General features: G+C 68.0%; 14 protein-coding genes and 1 pseudogene. 10 read left to right on the top strand and 5 right to left on the bottom strand.

Annotated elements, in window-relative coordinates:
* Positions 1 to 2 precede the first annotated feature (2 nt).
* Together ACFVTE_RS23470 and ACFVTE_RS23465 are read left to right on the top strand one after the other, a co-directional pair.
* The gene (locus ACFVTE_RS23470) at positions 3 to 2,087 is read left to right on the top strand and encodes an acyl-CoA dehydrogenase family protein (RefSeq protein ID WP_387104923.1); all 2,085 of its coding nucleotides are present in this window, start codon (positions 3 to 5) and stop codon (positions 2,085 to 2,087) included.
* Positions 2,088 to 2,271: 184 nt separating this feature from the next.
* Positions 2,272 to 3,195 carry a YrzE family protein gene (locus ACFVTE_RS23465; RefSeq protein ID WP_387104920.1) on the top strand — a complete coding sequence of 308 codons (924 nt, stop codon included), beginning with the start codon at positions 2,272 to 2,274 and terminating at the stop codon, positions 3,193 to 3,195.
* Between the two features lie 15 nt (positions 3,196 to 3,210).
* Here ACFVTE_RS23465 and ACFVTE_RS23460 read toward each other — a convergent pair whose 3' ends face one another.
* On the bottom strand, positions 3,211 to 3,615 hold the full coding sequence (locus ACFVTE_RS23460; protein ID WP_387104918.1) for a YchJ family protein: 405 nt from the start codon (positions 3,613 to 3,615) through the stop codon (positions 3,211 to 3,213).
* Between the two features lie 221 nt (positions 3,616 to 3,836).
* Between ACFVTE_RS23460 and ACFVTE_RS23455 the strand changes: the two genes are divergently transcribed.
* The 4 genes from ACFVTE_RS23455 to ACFVTE_RS23440 all read left to right on the top strand — a co-directional run bounded on the left by ACFVTE_RS23455 (position 3,837) and on the right by ACFVTE_RS23440 (position 7,843).
* The gene (locus ACFVTE_RS23455; RefSeq protein WP_387104915.1) at positions 3,837 to 4,655 is read left to right on the top strand and encodes a hypothetical protein; all 819 of its coding nucleotides are present in this window, start codon (positions 3,837 to 3,839) and stop codon (positions 4,653 to 4,655) included.
* Between the two features lie 74 nt (positions 4,656 to 4,729).
* Positions 4,730 to 5,734, top strand: a complete 1,005-nt coding sequence (locus ACFVTE_RS23450) for an aldo/keto reductase family protein (RefSeq protein ID WP_387104912.1) — start codon at positions 4,730 to 4,732, stop codon at positions 5,732 to 5,734.
* Positions 5,735 to 5,742: 8 nt separating this feature from the next.
* Positions 5,743 to 6,594 (top strand): SDR family oxidoreductase, encoded by an 852-nt coding sequence (locus ACFVTE_RS23445; protein ID WP_387104910.1) that lies wholly within the window; start codon positions 5,743 to 5,745, stop codon positions 6,592 to 6,594.
* Between the two features lie 124 nt (positions 6,595 to 6,718).
* Positions 6,719 to 7,843 (top strand): sulfite oxidase, encoded by a 1,125-nt coding sequence (locus ACFVTE_RS23440; protein ID WP_387104908.1) that lies wholly within the window; start codon positions 6,719 to 6,721, stop codon positions 7,841 to 7,843.
* A gap of 14 nt (positions 7,844 to 7,857) precedes the next feature.
* Here the strand turns inward: ACFVTE_RS23440 and ACFVTE_RS23435 are convergent.
* The 4 genes and pseudogenes from ACFVTE_RS23435 to ACFVTE_RS23420 all read right to left on the bottom strand — a co-directional run.
* A pseudogene (locus tag ACFVTE_RS23435) lies at positions 7,858 to 7,953 on the bottom strand (D-erythrulose-4-phosphate isomerase 1); the annotation flags it as partial.
* A 91-nt stretch (positions 7,954 to 8,044) separates the two neighbouring features.
* Positions 8,045 to 9,826: a dihydroxyacetone kinase family protein gene (locus ACFVTE_RS23430; RefSeq protein ID WP_387104907.1), complete on the bottom strand. Its 1,782-nt coding sequence runs from the start codon at positions 9,824 to 9,826 to the stop codon at positions 8,045 to 8,047.
* Positions 9,827 to 9,887: 61 nt separating this feature from the next.
* Positions 9,888 to 10,661: an SDR family NAD(P)-dependent oxidoreductase gene (locus ACFVTE_RS23425; RefSeq protein WP_387104904.1), complete on the bottom strand. Its 774-nt coding sequence runs from the start codon at positions 10,659 to 10,661 to the stop codon at positions 9,888 to 9,890.
* 31 nt (positions 10,662 to 10,692) lie between these two features.
* Positions 10,693 to 11,517 carry a sugar phosphate isomerase/epimerase family protein gene (locus ACFVTE_RS23420; protein ID WP_387104969.1) on the bottom strand — a complete coding sequence of 275 codons (825 nt, stop codon included), beginning with the start codon at positions 11,515 to 11,517 and terminating at the stop codon, positions 10,693 to 10,695.
* A 190-nt stretch (positions 11,518 to 11,707) separates the two neighbouring features.
* Here ACFVTE_RS23420 and ACFVTE_RS23415 point away from each other — a divergent pair, with 190 nt between their 5' ends.
* The 4 genes from ACFVTE_RS23415 to ACFVTE_RS23400 all read left to right on the top strand — a co-directional run bounded on the left by ACFVTE_RS23415 (position 11,708) and on the right by ACFVTE_RS23400 (position 15,775).
* The gene (locus ACFVTE_RS23415) at positions 11,708 to 13,045 is read left to right on the top strand and encodes an MFS transporter (RefSeq protein WP_387104901.1); all 1,338 of its coding nucleotides are present in this window, start codon (positions 11,708 to 11,710) and stop codon (positions 13,043 to 13,045) included.
* Positions 13,046 to 13,110: 65 nt separating this feature from the next.
* A complete protein-coding gene (locus ACFVTE_RS23410) occupies positions 13,111 to 13,977 on the top strand; it encodes a transketolase (RefSeq protein ID WP_387104899.1) in 867 nt (288 codons plus the stop codon).
* Complete coding sequence (locus ACFVTE_RS23405; protein ID WP_387104898.1) at positions 13,974 to 14,987, top strand: transketolase family protein; 1,014 nt, start codon at positions 13,974 to 13,976, stop codon at positions 14,985 to 14,987. Before ACFVTE_RS23410 ends, ACFVTE_RS23405 begins: the two co-directional genes overlap by 4 nt.
* Before the next feature lie 134 nt (positions 14,988 to 15,121).
* Positions 15,122 to 15,775: a GntR family transcriptional regulator gene (locus tag ACFVTE_RS23400; protein WP_387104896.1), complete on the top strand. Its 654-nt coding sequence runs from the start codon at positions 15,122 to 15,124 to the stop codon at positions 15,773 to 15,775.
* Positions 15,776 to 15,786 lie beyond the last annotated feature (11 nt).

The raw sequence follows: 15,786 nt of genomic DNA, 5'->3' as shown, positions 1-15,786 counted from the left end.
CCGTGAGCTCCGCCACTGACAGCCAGGCGAAAGAACGCCCGGCACCTGACAGCACGTCAACAGACACAACAGCTACCGCCACGGCTGCCGACGGCATAGGCGCCGTTCCGCCTGTGGACAGCCCAGCGTCCGAAACACCTGTTGCTCCCGAGAAGATCGGCGCGGGCGCGTCTGCCGAGGACGCCCGCGCCATCGCCGAGGCAGCACGCGAAACCGAGTGGGCCAGGCCCAGCTTTGCCAAGGGCCTGTATCTCGGCAGCTTTGATCTGGGCCTCTTCCATCCCTGGCCCGCCGCCAAACCCGATGACGTGGAACGCGGCGAGGCCTTCATGGCGCGGCTGACGGAGTTCTGCCGCACCATGTCCGGACGGACGATCGAACGCGACGCCAAAATTCCCGACGAGTACCTGCGCGGCCTGGCCGGGCTCGGCGTGTTCGGCATGAAGATCCCGCAGGAGTACGGCGGCCTTGGGCTGTCCCTGGTGTACTACGGCCGGGCGCTGGCCCTGCTGGGATCCGTGCACCCGAGCCTGGGCGCCCTGCTTTCCGCCCACCAGTCCATCGGCGTGCCGGAACCGGTCAAAGTGTTCGGCACCCCCGAGCAGAAACGCAGGTACCTGCCGCGCTGCGCGGAGGGGTCGGTCACCGCATTCCTGCTGACCGAGCCCGACGTCGGCAGCGACCCCGCCCGGATGGGAAGCACCGCCGTTCCCACTGCCGACGGCGAATCGTACGTTCTGGACGGCGTCAAACTTTGGACCACCAACGGCGTGATCGCCGAGCTCGTGGTGGTGATGGCCGTGGTGCCGCAGCACACCGACGCGGACGGCGCCGTCCACAAGGGCGGCATTACAGCGTTCGTCGTGGAGATGGACTCGCCGGGAATCACGGTGGAGAACCGCAACACCTTCATGGGCCTGCGCGGCATCGAGAACGGCGTGACCCGGTTCCACCAGGTCCGGGTGCCGGCCGCCAACCGGCTGGGCCGCGAAGGCCAGGGCCTGAAGATTGCGCTCACCACGCTGAACACCGGCCGGCTGTCGCTGCCCGCGCTGTGCGTGGCGACGGGCCGCTGGAGCCTCAAGATCGCCCGGGAGTGGTCCAATGCCCGCACCCAGTGGGGCCGACCGGTGGGCAAACACGAGGCAGTGGGCAAGAAAATCGCGTTCATCGCCGCCACGGCGTTCGCCCTTGACGCCGTGTTCGAGCTGTCCGCGGAGATGGCCGACGCCGGGCAGAAGGACGTCCGCATTGAGGCGGCACTGGCCAAACTGTGGTCCACCGAGATCAGCTACCGGATCGCGGACGAACTCGTGCAGATCCGCGGCGGCCGCGGCTTCGAGACAGCCGAGTCCCTCGAGGCCCGCGGCGAGCGGGCCGTCCCCGCCGAGCAGCAGCTGCGTGACCTGCGGATCAACCGCATCTTCGAGGGTTCGTCCGAGATCATGCGTTTGCTGATCGCCCGCGAGGCCGTGGATGCGCACCTCGCCGCCGCCGGGGACCTGGCCTCCGCGGAGGCGAGCCTTTCGGACAAGGCGCGGGCCGCCGTCGGCGCTTCCGGTTTCTACGCAAAGTGGCTGCCCAAGCTGGTGGCGGGCGCCGGCATGGATCCGCGCTCCTACAGTGATTTCGGCCGGCTGGCCAAGCACCTCCGCTTCGTGGAGCGGTCCTCGCGCCGGCTCGCCCGCCAGACCTTCTACGGCATGGGCCGCTGGCAGGCCCGCCTTGAGCACAAGCAGGCATTCCTGGGCCGGATCGTGGACATTGGGGCCGAGCTGTTCGCCATGGCGGCCAGCTGCTCCCGCGCCGAGATGCTGCTGCGAACCGCACCCGAACGGGGCGCCACCGCCTTTGAACTGGCGGACGCCTTCTGCGAGCAGGCGCGCGTCCGGGTGGACGAATACTTCGACCAGCTGTGGCGCAACACCGACGACGGCGACCGGGACATCGCGCGCAAAGTGCTCGCCGGCGACTACACATGGCTTGAGGCCGGCGTGCTGGACCAGTCCGAGGGGACCGGCCCGTGGATCGCCGATGCATCCGCCCGCGAGTCGAACAAGGAGAACCTGCACCGCGCCTACCGCTGATCCTCTTTGACCTCCCAGACTGCCTCTGACAAGGGAAGACGCGCCACACCAAAATACTAAGCATCCTTGCTAATGCCCATTGAACGGAGTTAGCTAGAAATTGAGGCCAGTGCCTTGGCCTCGGCATTGCGTTGCCCGGCTTAGGCCCCTGAGTCCGGGTCCGTTCAATGAAAGCGAGTCGCTGATGAGCAGCCCAACCGGCTCCGGGGACAGACGCCCCCGGCGCAATTCCTCTGAATCAGTTCCGTCCGAAACCAGCAGGCCCGATCTCAATCGGCCGGATCTCCGTCGACCGGAGCACAGCGCGGCAGACGCCCCTACGGAAGCCACTCCTGTCTACGATGCCACCCAGACCCGGCGCTCGGACCGCTCCGGCCTCACCGGCACGGGCGCTTCGACGGACACGCACACCCGGGCCCTCCACACCGCGGACGCAGACGCGCCGTACGCCGAGCGCGACTACACACCCGACAATGAACCTGACGGCCGCCCGGACACGCCACGGCCCGACGATCCGGCCTTCGCCACCCGGGAGATGGCCGCGGCCCGCGAAAGGGAGGCGTTCGGCGGCATCAAGATCGGCTCGGCGTTCTTTGGCTGGCTGGCCGCCACGGGCATGGCTGTGCTGCTGACCGCCCTGGTCGCTGCGGCCGGGACTGCCGTGGGACTTGCCACCAACACCGACGTGAACGCCGCCGTGGGCCGCGCCGCCTCTAACCAGACTGTTGGGATCGCCGGCATCATCATCCTGCTGGTCATCCTCTTCGCTTCCTATTACAGCGGCGGCTACGTCGCCGGCAGGATGGCCCGGTTCAATGGCGCGAAGCAGGGGTTCATGGTCTGGATCTGGGCCCTGATCGCCGCTGTGCTCGTGGCTGTACTCGGCATGATCGCCGGCGAGCAATTCAACATCTTGGCGCAGCTGAACAGCTTCCCGCGGATTCCGGTCAACGAAGGCCAGGTCACCACCACGGGCATCATTGCCGCCGTAGTGGTCGCCCTGGTGGCGCTGGTCGGTGCAGTCCTTGGCGGCATGGCCGGCATGCACTTCCACCGCAAGGTGGACCGCGCCGGATTCACCCCCACGGCGGACTATGAGGAGCACTGAACCAGGAACCTGCCGCTACCGGTAAAGCGCGACGGCGTCCACGTAGAACCAGCGCCGATCCTCCCTGAGGAAGCGGCTGGTTTCGTGGTGGACGCCTCGCTCGCCGTCCTGGCGGAAGTGCGCCTTGAACTCCACGACGCCTTCGGTGTCGAGCGGGCCGCCGCGCCCGGCGGAGACAATGTCCAGCCGCCGCCATTCCAGGCCGGGATCGAACTCCAGCTCCGCGGGCCGGGTGCTGGAATGCCACGTTTTGAGGAGGTATCCGGCATCCAGCAGGACGAAGGCGGAGTAGCGGGAGCGCATCAGCTGTTCTGCGGTGGCTGCCTCGGCCGTTCCGCTATGGAACCGGCCGCAGCAGTCCGCGTACTGCTCCCCGGACAGGCACGGGCAGTTGCCGGAAAGGGGTTTTGGCTCGGTCATGGCATCCTTTGGAACGTGGTGGCCGCTTGCACGACCAGCCTATCGGCGCCGTGAAAAAAGCCGGGTCCTATAACAGCTTTGAAACAACAGTTGCCGGCACTTGTCATGAGGGCATGCCGGCAGTAATTAGTCCGTATGGTGGTTAGGGGCTGTTTTTCCGGCGTGACCACCGGGCTCGATCGCTGGGTGACGGGCCGGGCGCCGATGGCAAGGAGGGTGAAGTGGAAGATCCGACAACGATTGCACTGAACCTGACCTTTTTTGGCACTTTGGGTGTTGCCTTCCTGATGTTCATCGGCCTGTGCATCAGCGTCATGCTCACGCTGGTGATCGCGGGGCTGGGACGCCTCGTGGCGCTGATCGTGATGGCACTGTTCGGCCGCCTCCCCAAGAACGAGACCATCGAGATCGTGCGGCTCGCTGCCGATGGAAGCCCGCTTCCCGCGGACGCAGATGTGGTGCCGGCAAAATCCAAGGCGAAAAAGGCCGCCAAGGCGCCCCGGCCGGTCCGCGAACCCCGTGCACCGATCGACTGGAAGAGGCTGCGGACCCGCGCCGGCCTCCAGGACGCGCTCCGCAACGCCGTCGTGCATCATCCGCTGGTCACGGCCGCCCGGCCGGTACCGCCCGTCCTCGCCAAGGACTGGGCCGACGCCGTGGCTGCCGCCGATGCCCGTGCTGTGGCGCGAGCCCGGGCCGCAGCACCGGAAGTCAGGGTCACCGTCCGGGACCTGCCGCCGCCCGACGTTGCCGCGGCCAGCGTGACCGAGGTTGCGCCGCTCGTGGAGTCGGCCCTGCGCAACGACACCGCGCCGGCCGAACCGTCCAGCGCGGGCTCCTCCAGCGCGGGCACTCCCAGCACCAGCGCCTCCGGCAAGGGGGCCGCCAGCAAAGGCGAAACGGTCCGGTCCGCTTTAGCGTTGTCCGCCCAGCCGCCACGTCCTGCGCGGAAACCTGCCGTTGCCGGACATGTCACCGTCCTGGACACCGGTTCCATGACGTCGCTTGCGCAGCACCCGGACGCCCGTACGCGCGCCTGAGCGCACTGGTTCCAGGCACGTGGCGCCTGATGCCGCCCTTACCCTGAGCAACCATCTCCGCTAGCGTGAAGCCCATGGAATTCAGATACCTCGGAAACAGCGGCTTCAAGATTTCGGAAATCACGTTCGGCAACTGGCTCACGCACGGGTCCCAGGTGGAAAACGACGTCGCCACCCAGTGCGTGCGGGCGGCCCTGGACGCCGGCATCAGCACATTCGACACGGCGGACGTCTACGCCAACACCGCGGCGGAAAGCGTCCTGGGCGAAGCACTCAAGGGCGAACGCCGGCAGTCCATCGAGATCTTCACGAAGGTCTTCGGTCCCACCGGCCCCAAGGGCAAGAACGACGTCGGGCTGTCCCGCAAACACATCATGGAATCCATCGACGGGTCCCTCAGCCGGCTGCAGACGGACTACGTGGACCTGTACCAGGCGCACCGCTACGACTTTGAAACGCCGCTCGAGGAGACGGTGCAGGCGTTCGCGGACGTCGTCCGGCAGGGCAAGGCCCTGTACATCGGGGTCAGCGAGTGGACTGCCGAGCAGCTCCGCAACGGCCACGCCCTGGCCAAGGAACTGGGTTTCCAGCTGATCTCCAACCAGCCGCAGTACTCCATGCTGTGGCGGGTCATCGAGGAGGAAGTGGTTCCGGCGTCGGAGGAGCTGGGCGTCTCCCAGATCGTCTGGTCCCCCATGGCGCAGGGCGTGCTGAGCGGCAAGTACCTGCCGGGCCAGCCGCTGCCGGAGGGCAGCCGCGCCACCGACGACAAGGGCGGCGCGAAGATGATCGAGCGCTGGATGCGGGACGATGTCCTGGCCGCCGTGCAGGAGCTGCGCCCGGTCGCCGACGAAGCCGGGCTGACCATGCCCCAGCTGGCGGTGGCCTGGGTGCTGCAGAACCCGAACGTCGCTTCGGCCATCGTGGGCGCCTCCCGGCCGGAACAGGTGGCCGACAGCGCCGCGGCCGCCGGTGTGCGCCTTGACCCGGACGTCCTGAAGAAGATCGACGCCGCCGTCGGCTCGCTCGCCGAGCGGGACCCGGCCCAGACGAAGTCCCCCGCATCCCGCGAGGCCTAGGAGCAGCCGTGACGGATCTTCCAGACCTTGCGGTCACCGGTTCAACCGGGGTCCTGGGCGGGATGGTGGCCCGCCAGCTGTCCGACGCCGGGTTTTCCCAGCGCCTGCTGGTGCGGGACCCGCGGCGGGCGCCGCGCCTGTTGGACGCCCCGGCGGCACTGGTGAGCTACGGCGACCCCGTGCTGTCCCGCCAGGCCCTGGAAGGGGTCAAGGTCCTGTTCATGGTGTCTGCGGCGGAGGCGGAGAACAGGCTGCAGCAGCATTACGCCTTCGTGGACGCCGCCGCGGAGGCCGGCGTGCAGCACATTGTGTACACGTCCTTCTTCGGTGCGGCGCCGGACTGCACCTTCACCCTGGGCCGCGACCACTACGCCACTGAAGAGCGGATCAGGGCGTCCGGCATGGGCTTCACGTTCCTGCGGGACAACTTCTACCTGGATTTCCTTCCCATGCTGGCCGGAGAGGACGGTGTCATCCGGGGTCCGGCCGGCGACGGCGTGATGGCCGCCGTCGCGCGGGAGGACATTGCCCGCTCTGCGGTGGCCGTGCTTCGTGATCCCGCCGTCCATGCCGGGGCAACCTACGACCTGACCGGACCGGAGGACATTTCGCTGGCGCACGCGGCCGAGGTGCTCACACGCGCCACGGGCAGGACCATCACGTACCACCACGAAACCGTGGAGGAGGCGTTTGCCTCCCGCGCTTCCTACGGCGCACCCGCGTGGCAGGTCGAGGCCTGGGTCAGCACCTACACGGCGATCGCCGCCGGCGAACTGGCCGGGGCGACGTCGGACGTGCACGGCCTCACCGGCCAGGACCCGATGGCACTCGAGGAACTTGTGAAGCTGCCGCAGCTGTAGGGGCCCGGTGCCGGGCGGTTGACGGCCATATGCGCGCGGCGTAAACCTGTGAGGAGGAGCACGCCTATCAGCCGCTGCACCGCGGCGGCACAGAAACCGAAGCACCGAGCAGAATCGCCAGGCCATGTCCAAGCTGATCTACCGACGCCGACCGTCCGCCCGCCCCGCACCCCACACCGGTCTCACAGCACATTCCGGTGAACCCACGCACGGCCCCCTCACGAGGGAAGAGCTGCAGCTCGCCGTGCGGAACCACTCGATGCCGCTCGAGGCGCTGCGCGAGGACGTGACTCCGCCCGGGCTGCATTACGTGCTGACGCACTTCGACATTCCGCAGGTCAGCGGTGCCTGGCACCTGCGGATTGGCGGCGCCGTGGAGCGGGCCGTGGAACTGAGCCTCGCGGCGCTGAAGCGGGATCCGGCCATCAGCGTCCAGGTGACCATGGAATGTGCCGGCAACGGGCGGTCGCTGCTCCGGCCGCGGCCGCTCAGCCAGCCCTGGACTACTGAGGGTGTGGGGACGGCAGTATGGACCGGCGTTCCGCTGGCGTACCTGCTGGCCCAGGCCGGCGTCGAGCCCGAGGCCGTCGAGGTGGTGTTCACCGGCCTTGATGCCGGGATCCAGGGCGGCATCCGGCAGCAGTACGCCCGGAGCCTGCCGATTGCGGAAGCCTCAAGGGCCGACGTCGTCCTTGCCTACAAGATGAACGGCAGCGAACTGCCGCCGCAGCACGGCTATCCGCTGCGCCTGGTGGTCCCCGGCTGGTACGGCATGGCAAGCGTGAAGTGGCTGCAGTCAATCCAGGTGGTCGCGACGCCGTTCCAGGGCTTCCAGCAGTCGGTTGCCTACCGCTACCAGCACAACGCGGACGACGCCGGCACCCCGGTTTCGCGGATCAGGGTGCGGTCCCTGATGGTTCCGCCGGGTATCCCGGACTTTTTCACCCGCCGCCGGTACCTGCCCCGCGGGCCCGTCATGCTGCAGGGCCGGGCGTGGTCCGGTGAGGGCCCCGTGACGAAGGTGGAGGTCGGCATCGACGGCAAGTGGGTTCCGGCGCAGCTGGACAAGCCGTCCGGCGCCTTCGCGTGGCGCGGCTGGAGCCTGCCCTGGGTGGCGGACCCCGGCCACCACGAACTGGCGTGCCGGGCCACCGACGCGACCGGCGCCGTGCAGCCGCTGGAGCAGCACTGGAACTACCAGGGCATGGGCAACAACACGGTGCAGCGGGTGCGGGTCATCGTCGATTAGCTGTCAGCGGTACCTCAGCACTCTTCGTAGTCGCTGAGCACGTTCAGCTTGCCTGCCGACGCCGACTCCGGGTCGAAGGTATAGCCCACCCATTCCCGCGCGAGCCTGCGCGGAGGTCCTCCAGGACGCGGTTCTTGTAGTCGACACCGGCCTCGTCGGCGCCCACGATGATCCGCAGCGCGGGAGCAGCTGCTGCGGCGGTCACACCGTGGCCACCGCTTCGGCACGGGCCTGTCCTGCGGCGGCCAGTGCGGCGGGAGGGACGGCGTGACCGGCCAGGTGGATGCCAAGCACGGTGAAGATCATGGCGAGCGATGTGGCACCCGGATCGGCCGTGCCCAGGCTCTTTTCCGCGAGCGGCCGGGCGCGGCCCTTGAGGGGGCGGAGCGCGGCGGTGGCTGCAGCGGCGGACATTGCAGCGGCGGCGGCTTCCTGCCAGGCCTCCCCGGCCGCTGCACCTTCCTCCGTGAGGCGGGCCAGGGTCTCGGCGAACGGCAGGAGCGCGTCCACCATGGTTTTATCCCCCACATCGGCCTTGCCGAGGTCCGTGATGCGGCTGGCGAACGCCGTCACGGCGGCCGAGAGATCCGCCGGTTCCGGCGCCTGGCTGTTTCCGAGCGACTCGCCGAGGGCCCGCAGGCCCGCTCCCCAGAGGACGCCCGATGTTCCTCCGGCCCGGTCCGCCCAGGCATCCCCGGCGGCGGCCAGAACGTCGCCCGCGCCGGCGCCCTGGGCGAGGGCGTCGGCTGCGGCGGCCACGGCTGCATCAACGCCCCTGACCATGCCGCGGCCGTGGTCGCCGTCGCCGGCAAGGGCATCCGTGTCGCCCAGCCGCGGCTCTTCCGTGTGCAGAAGATCGCGAGCCGCTTCCAGGCCGGCGACGCACGCGGTCGCGTACTCACGGGAGGAAGCGGTGGCGGTGAACTCAACTGCGGTGCTGTCGCCGTCGGACGCCTCGGCGACGAGGTCGCTGCCGGCCTGCGCCGCAGTGTTGCCGCGGCGGTACGCCGGGGTTTCCGCCGGCGCCGCCCAGAGCGGCTCCAGTTCATCGTCCAGCCACGTGACGGTGAGGGACACCCCGGCCATGTCGAGGCTGGTGACCAGCTCGCCCACCTCCGGCAGCACCAGGGTGTAGCCGGCGTCGCGGAGCAGCGGCGCCACGGTCCCCCACAGAACGAACAGCTCCTCGTGCTTGGTGGAGCCCAGGCCGTTGAGGATGACCGCAATGCGCTGGCCCGCCCCGTCCGGCGTTTCGGCCAGCACACGGGTCACCAGTTCGCGGCCCAGGTCCGCGGCCGGCGGCAGGCCGGTGTCGAAGAGGCCGGGCTCGCCGTGAATCCCGAGGCCCAGCCCCATCTGCCCCTCGCCCAGCGAGAACAGCGGCGCGTCGGCACCCGGGAAGGTGCAGCCGGCAAACGCGCTGCCGATGGTCCTGGTGAGGCTGTTGGCCTTGCGGCCCAGTCGGACAACTTCGGCCAGGTCCGCGCCGGCTTCGGCGGCGGCCCCCATGACCTTGAAGACCGTGAAGTCCCCGGCGATGCCGCGCCGCTTGGACGCTTCCGACGGCGGGGCGCTGGCGACGTCGTCCGTCACCAGGACGTTTTCGACGGCGATGCCCTCGGCGGCAAGCCGCTCGCTGGCCATGCCGAAGTTCATCACGTCGCCGGCGTAGTTGCCGTACGTGAACACCACACCGGCGCCGCTGTCCGCTGCCTTGGCCACGGCGTAGGCCTGCTGGGCGGAGGGTGACGTGAAGATGTTTCCCACCACCGCGCCGTCGGCAAAGCCGGGACCGATGAGCCCTGCGAAGGCCGGGTAGTGGCCCGAGCCGCCGCCTGCGAGGACCGCCACCTTCGGTGCCGCAGGGCGGTGGCGGCGCACGGCACCGCCGGGAACCTGGCGGACCAGTCCGGAGTGAAGATCGCAGAAGCCGGCAAGCGCTTCCTCGGCGAATTCCGCTGGATTGTTGAAGATTCTGGTCATGGCTGGCTCTTTCTGCGGCGGCGGGGTTTGCTGGGCGGGGTGTTCGGCGCTGTGGGGCGCCCTAGTGCATGTGGCTTCCGCCGTTGATGTCGATCGTGGTGCCGGTCAGGTAGGCGGATTCCTCGGAGGACAGGAAGGTGATGACGGCGGCAACTTCTTCGGTGGTGGCGTTGCGGCCAAGCGGGATGCCGGCGTTAATGGCCGCTTCCTGCTCATCGGTGCTGCCGACGCGGATGTTGGTGTCCACGGCGCCCGGGGTGATGGCGTTGACGGTCACGCCGGAGTCGCCGAGTTCGCGGGCCAGGGCCTTGGTAAAGCCCAGGATGGCGGCCTTGGCAGCGGAGTAGGGGACCTTGCCGAAGACGCCGCCGCCGCGCTGCGCGGAAACGGAGGACATGTTGACGATGCGGCCCCAGCCGTTGTCGATCATGTCCGGCAGGAAGGCCTTCGTGACGAGGTAGGTGCCGGTGGAGTTCACGGCCATGACCTTGTTCCAGAGGTCGAGGGTGGTTTCCAGGAAGGGCACCGGCGAGGTGATGCCGGCTATGTTGGCCAGGGCACCGACGGCGGGAAGGGAGCCGTTCCTGACCTCGGCCGACACTGCCTTGTACGCGGCGTTGACGGACTCCTCGTTGGCAACGTCGATCTCGTAGCCGAACGCCGGGACATTGAATTCGTTGCCGATTTCGGTGGCGACCTTCGCGGACTTCTCGCCGTCGAGGTCAAGGATCACCACGCCCCAGCCCTGGCTGGCGTAGCGGCGGGCGGTGGTGATGCCGATGCCCCGTTCCGAGGTGGCTCCGGTGAGGACGGCGGTGCGCTGGATGGCGGTCATGATGGCTCCTAAGTGGGTTTATTGGGGTTGATCAGATGAGGTCGGTGATGAAGCTGGCTGCCTTGGCGGCGGCCGCCGGGCGTTCGTCGTGGGTGATGTCGCGGGTCTCCAGTTCCAGGCTGAAGTGCCCGGTGTAGCCCTGTTTGGCCAGCCCGCGCAGCCCGGCCGCGAAATCCGCCTGGCCGTTGCCGATGCTGAGGTTGATGTTCCCGGGCACGGCATCGCGCAGGTGCACGTGCGCTATCAGGCCTTCGTGGCGGGCCAGGTACTCCAGCGGGTCCTCGCCGGCGGCGACGATGTGGCTGAAGTCCATGACAATTCCGACGCCGGAGCCCGCCAACCGCTGTGCCAGCAGTTCGGCGCGTTCCAGGTTCCAGCAGAACCGCAGGAAGTGAAGCGATTCGGTCCAGAGTTCGACGCCGAACCCGGCGGCGCGCTCCGCCGCCCGGATGAGCTGCGATGCGACGGTGTCCAGGTCCTCCTCGAGGCTGCGGACCGGCTCGTGGCTCAGCGCACCGCAGGGCAGGACCAGAGCCTTGGCTCCGGTCTTGGCGGTAAGGGTGAGCAGGGCATCAAGGTGCCTGTCCCGCCCAGCCTGCCGGCCGGCGTCGAGCACTGCATTAAGGTCGCCGATATCCCCGTTGACGGAGCGCACCCGGAGACCGGAAGCGGCCACATCGCTGGCCACGGCGGCGACGGCGTCCGCGTCGAGTTCATACGGAACGTGGTCGCAGACGCCGGGGAGTGCGCCAAGGTCGATCTCGGCGAAACCCAGCCCTGCGATGGTTCGCAGGGCTGTTGGCAGATCCTGGTGGCGGAAGCTGATTGATGAGCACCCGAGTCGGGAATGGAACATCGTCATTGATCCTCTGGTTGTGCCCGGCAGGCTGTAGTGATGGACACCACACTAACCGCGTCGACTGTTAACAGTCAACTCCTGACGGCGACTGTTGACAGTCAGCCATGACGTGGGTCACACTGGACGCATCTTGTTAACAGTCGACAGCGCTGGAGCTTCTTCAGCCGCTCTTCGAAAGGGAACCACCATGAGCAAAGATGCTCTGACCATGCGCGGTCCGGTCCACGGAACCAAGGACGCCAAGCGTGTTGCCATTGGCTCGGGCGTCGGCGCCGTGATCGAGACCTACGACTTCATCGGCTTCGGTACCGCTGCCGCCCTGTACTTCGGAACCGCCTTTTTCCCGGGAAGCGATCCCGTCACCGGGACGCTGGCCTCCTTTGCCACCCTCGGCGTCGGCTTCGCGGCACGTCCGCTGGGCGGCATCATCGGCGGCCACCTCGGCGACAAGGTGGGCCGCAAGCCCGTTCTGGTGGCCTCCCTCATCCTGATGGGCCTGGCCACCTTCGCCATCGGCCTGCTCCCCACCTACGCCGCAGTTGGACTGCTCGCCCCGGCGTTGCTCGTGTTCGTCCGCATCGTCCAGGGCCTGGCCTTCGGCGCGGAATGGGGCGGAGCGATCCTCATGAGCTACGAGCACGCACCCTGGAAGACCAAGGGCAAGTACACCGGCATTGTCCAGGCCGGCTTCCCGGTAGGCCTGTTGCTGGCCAACCTCACCTTCCTGTTCAGCGTCCAGCTGGGCGGCGAACTCGCCTGGCGCATCCCGTTCCTGGCCAGCATTGTGCTGGTGGTTGTCGGCCTGATCATCCGCTCCAAGGTTCCCGAGTCCCCCGTCTTTGACGAGGTCAAGGACCACGGCGACATCGTCAAGTCCCCCATCGTGGAGGTCATCAAGACCGACTGGCGCAACATCGTGAAGGGCATCGGCCTCCGCATCGCCGAGACCGCCGGCTACGCCGTGTCCATCACCTACATGATTTCCTACATCAACAGCCAGCACCTGGCCGACAAGTCCCAGACCCTGATTGCCCTCTGCATCGCGTCCGCCATCGGCATTTTCGCCACCCAGGCCTGGGGAGCCCTCACCGACAAGATCGGCCGCCGCCCGCTGTACATCTGGTCCACCGCGTTCGCCGTGCTATTTGCCATTCCGATGTTCCTGCTGGTCAACACCGGCATGTTCGTCTTCATCATCGCCACGATCGTGATCTCCTACGCGGTCTGCCAGAACTCCCTCGCCGGCGCCCAGGGCGCATGGTTCCCCGAGCTCTTCCAGGCCAAGACCCGTGCTTCCGGCGCCTCGCTGGCCTACCAGATCTCCGCCATGGTCTCCGGCTTCACCCCCTTCATCACCACCCTGCTGTTCGTCAGCTTCGGCTGGATCGGCCCGGCCCTGCTGTTCGGCACCTACGCCCTGATCGGCCTCTGGGCAGCCATCTCCACCCGGGAAACCTGGGGCAAGCGCGAGCGCGAGCTGGCTGATGAGATCACCAAAAGCACCCCCCAGTCGGTGAACGCCTGATGACCGCCGTCAACGAAGCCATCCCGCAGGAACTGCGCACCCAAGCACTCCCAGAGAAGGAACCAATGACCCAGGAAACTGCAGCCGAACGACTCGACCGGGTCAGCGCCGCCGCCTACCGGATCCGGCACCACGCCCTGAACATGGGCGAGGTCCAGGGCCAGGGCTACGTGGGCCAGGCGCTCGGCGCGGCGGACATGCTCGCCGTTGTCTACGCCGACCAGCTCCGGTTCCGCGCCGAGGACCCGCACTGGGAGGGACGCGACCGCTTCCTGCTCTCCACCGGCCACTACGCCATCGGCCACTACGCGGCCCTCGCCGAGGCCGGCATCGTCCCGGTCGAGGAACTCGAAACCTACGGTTCCGACGACTCCCGGCTCCCCATGTCCGGCATGTCCACCTACACCCCGGGCATGGAAATCTCCGGCGGTTCCCTGGGCCACGGACTGACCATCGCCGTCGGCATGGCCCTGGGCCTGCGCTACCAGGCCTCGGACGCCAGGATCTACAACTTCCTCTCCGACGGCGAACTGGACGAAGGTTCCACCTGGGAAGCCGCCATGGGCGCCCACCACCACCAGCTCGGCAACCTGACCGCCATGGTGGACATCAACGCCCTGCAGGCCGACGGCAAAACCGACACCGTGCTCCGCACCGAACCCATCACCGAAAAGTGGGAAGCCGCCGGCTGGTACACCCAGCGGGTGGACGGCAACGATGTCGCCGCGCTGCTGGCCGCGTTCGACAGCGCGGCAGCGCAGGCCGCCACCAGCGGACGGCCGTCGGTGATCCTCTGCGACACCAAGGTGGGCCGCGGCGTGCCGCTGCTGGAGGAACGTGAAAAGGCGCACTTCATGCGCATCGAAGAACACGAATGGCAGACCTGCCGCGAGCAGCTGACCGCCGGCTACGAAGGAAAGGCTTCAGCATGAGCACCACAACGACGGCGGCCGCCGCGCCCGCCAAGCCCAAGCTCAAGACCTCGGCCATGATCGCGTCCTTCGCCGATCCTGGCCAGAAAACCGCCTCCGCACCGTTCGGGCACGCCCTGGTCAAGGCCGCGCAGGAGAACGACAGGATCGTCGGCCTCACCGCGGACCTGGGCAAGTACACGGACATGCACATCTTCGCCCAGGCCTTCCCCGAGCGCTTCTTCCAGATGGGCATGGCCGAGCAGCTCCTCTTCGGCGCCGCAGCCGGCCTCGCCGAAACCGGCCTGGTGCCGTTCGCCTCCACGTACTCGGTGTTCGCCGCCCGCCGCGCCTACGACTTCCTGTGCCTGGACGCGGCCGAACCCAACCTGAACGTCAACATCGTGGGCGGCCTCCCCGGGCTCACCACCGGCTACGGCCCCAGCCACCAGGCCACCGAGGACATGGCAATTTTCCGCGGCATGCCCAACCTGACCATCGTGGACCCCTGCGACTCGATCGACATCGAGCAGGCCGTCCCGCAGCTGGCCGCCAGCGCAGGACCCACCTACCTCCGGCTGCTCCGCGGCAACGTGCCCACGGTCCTGGACGAGTACGACTACACCTTCGAGCTCGGCAAGGCCAAGGTCCTGCGCGGGGGCAACGACGTCGTCTTCGTCTCCAGCGGCCTGATGACCATGCGCGCCCTCCAGGCAGCCAAGGCGCTGGCGGAACACAACGTGGATGTCGCCGTCGTGCACACCCCCACCATCAAGCCGTTCGACGCCGAAACCGTCCTGGCCGAGATCAACACCGACCGCCTCGCGGTCACCCTGGAGAACCACTCCGTGGTGGGAGGCCTGTTCGAAACCGTTGCATCCGCCGTCGTGACCGCAGGCCTGGGCAAGCGGGTGGTGCCGGTGGCGCTGCCCGACGAGTTCCTCGATGCCGGGGCCCTGCCGACGCTGCACGAACGCTATGGCCTGTCGGTCCAGCGCATCGTGGCGAAGGTACTCGCCGAACTGGGCTAAGACCGGGTTTCGGCCCCGAAAGAACGCAGCCACGGCAGGAACGCAGGCACAACAGCTGGCCAGCGCTCCTGCCGTGGCATCATTGTTAACACGGCAACTGTAGACAGTTGACCTCTGACCCTGGGGAGAATCCGATGGCCACAGCAGCCCTTCTGGGACTGGAAAAGAAAAGCCTCCGCGAGCAGGCGCTAGCCGCCTTGCGCACCGCCATCACCAGCGGAGCGCTCGAACCCGGCCGCCACCTGGTGGAAACCGAGCTCTCCGAGATGCTGCAGATCAGCCGCGGCACACTCCGCGAGGCCCTGCGGCAGCTCCAGCAGGAAGGCCTCGTGTCCGCGGGCGCCCGCGGCAGGCTCTCGGTCCGCCACCTGGATGCCAAGGAAATCCGCGACATCTACTCCGTCCGTGCCGCCCTGGAATCCCTCGCCGCCCGCACGCTCTGCGAACTTCCGGACCGCCAGCACGTCATCGGCTCGCTCCGCACCGCTATCCAGGCCATGGAGGCTGCCACCCACGGCACCATGGAGGAGCGGGTGGAATCCGACCTCGACTTCCACCGCACCATGTGCCGCCTCACCGGCAACGAGACCCTGCTGCACTCGTGGGAATCCCTGGAAGGGTCCATCCGGATGTCCATCATGTTCGCCGGGCTCGAGAAGGGCGTCCGGAACATGAGTGTGGACCGGCACAACGACATCGTCGCCGCCATCGAAACCGGCGACGCCACACTGGCCCGCAACACCATCCGCGAGCACATGGACTCCGCCGCGGCCGTCCTCGTCGCGTAGGTTCAGGCTGC

It is taken from the genome of Arthrobacter sp. NPDC058097 (assembly GCF_042884885.1).
Lineage (GTDB): Bacteria > Actinomycetota > Actinomycetes > Actinomycetales > Micrococcaceae > Arthrobacter.
Note: the sequence above shows the minus strand (reverse complement) of the source record. Positions and strands in the feature narration are given on the sequence as shown.

Excerpts from the sequence above, each read along its gene's own strand:
- ACFVTE_RS23465 (WP_387104920.1), top strand. The coding sequence starts at position 2,272 with ATGAGCAGCCCAACCGGCTCCGGGGACAGACGCCCCCGGCGCAATTCC.
- ACFVTE_RS23460 (WP_387104918.1), bottom strand. The coding sequence starts at position 3,615 with ATGACCGAGCCAAAACCCCTTTCCGGCAACTGCCCGTGCCTGTCCGGG.
- ACFVTE_RS23450 (WP_387104912.1), top strand. The coding sequence starts at position 4,730 with ATGGAATTCAGATACCTCGGAAACAGCGGCTTCAAGATTTCGGAAATC.
- ACFVTE_RS23440 (WP_387104908.1), top strand. The coding sequence starts at position 6,719 with ATGTCCAAGCTGATCTACCGACGCCGACCGTCCGCCCGCCCCGCACCC.
- ACFVTE_RS23430 (WP_387104907.1), bottom strand. The coding sequence starts at position 9,826 with ATGACCAGAATCTTCAACAATCCAGCGGAATTCGCCGAGGAAGCGCTT.
- ACFVTE_RS23425 (WP_387104904.1), bottom strand. The coding sequence starts at position 10,661 with ATGACCGCCATCCAGCGCACCGCCGTCCTCACCGGAGCCACCTCGGAA.
- ACFVTE_RS23420 (WP_387104969.1), bottom strand. The coding sequence starts at position 11,517 with ATGTTCCATTCCCGACTCGGGTGCTCATCAATCAGCTTCCGCCACCAG.
- ACFVTE_RS23415 (WP_387104901.1), top strand. The coding sequence starts at position 11,708 with ATGAGCAAAGATGCTCTGACCATGCGCGGTCCGGTCCACGGAACCAAG.
- ACFVTE_RS23410 (WP_387104899.1), top strand. The coding sequence starts at position 13,111 with ATGACCCAGGAAACTGCAGCCGAACGACTCGACCGGGTCAGCGCCGCC.
- ACFVTE_RS23405 (WP_387104898.1), top strand. The coding sequence starts at position 13,974 with ATGAGCACCACAACGACGGCGGCCGCCGCGCCCGCCAAGCCCAAGCTC.
- ACFVTE_RS23400 (WP_387104896.1), top strand. The coding sequence starts at position 15,122 with ATGGCCACAGCAGCCCTTCTGGGACTGGAAAAGAAAAGCCTCCGCGAG.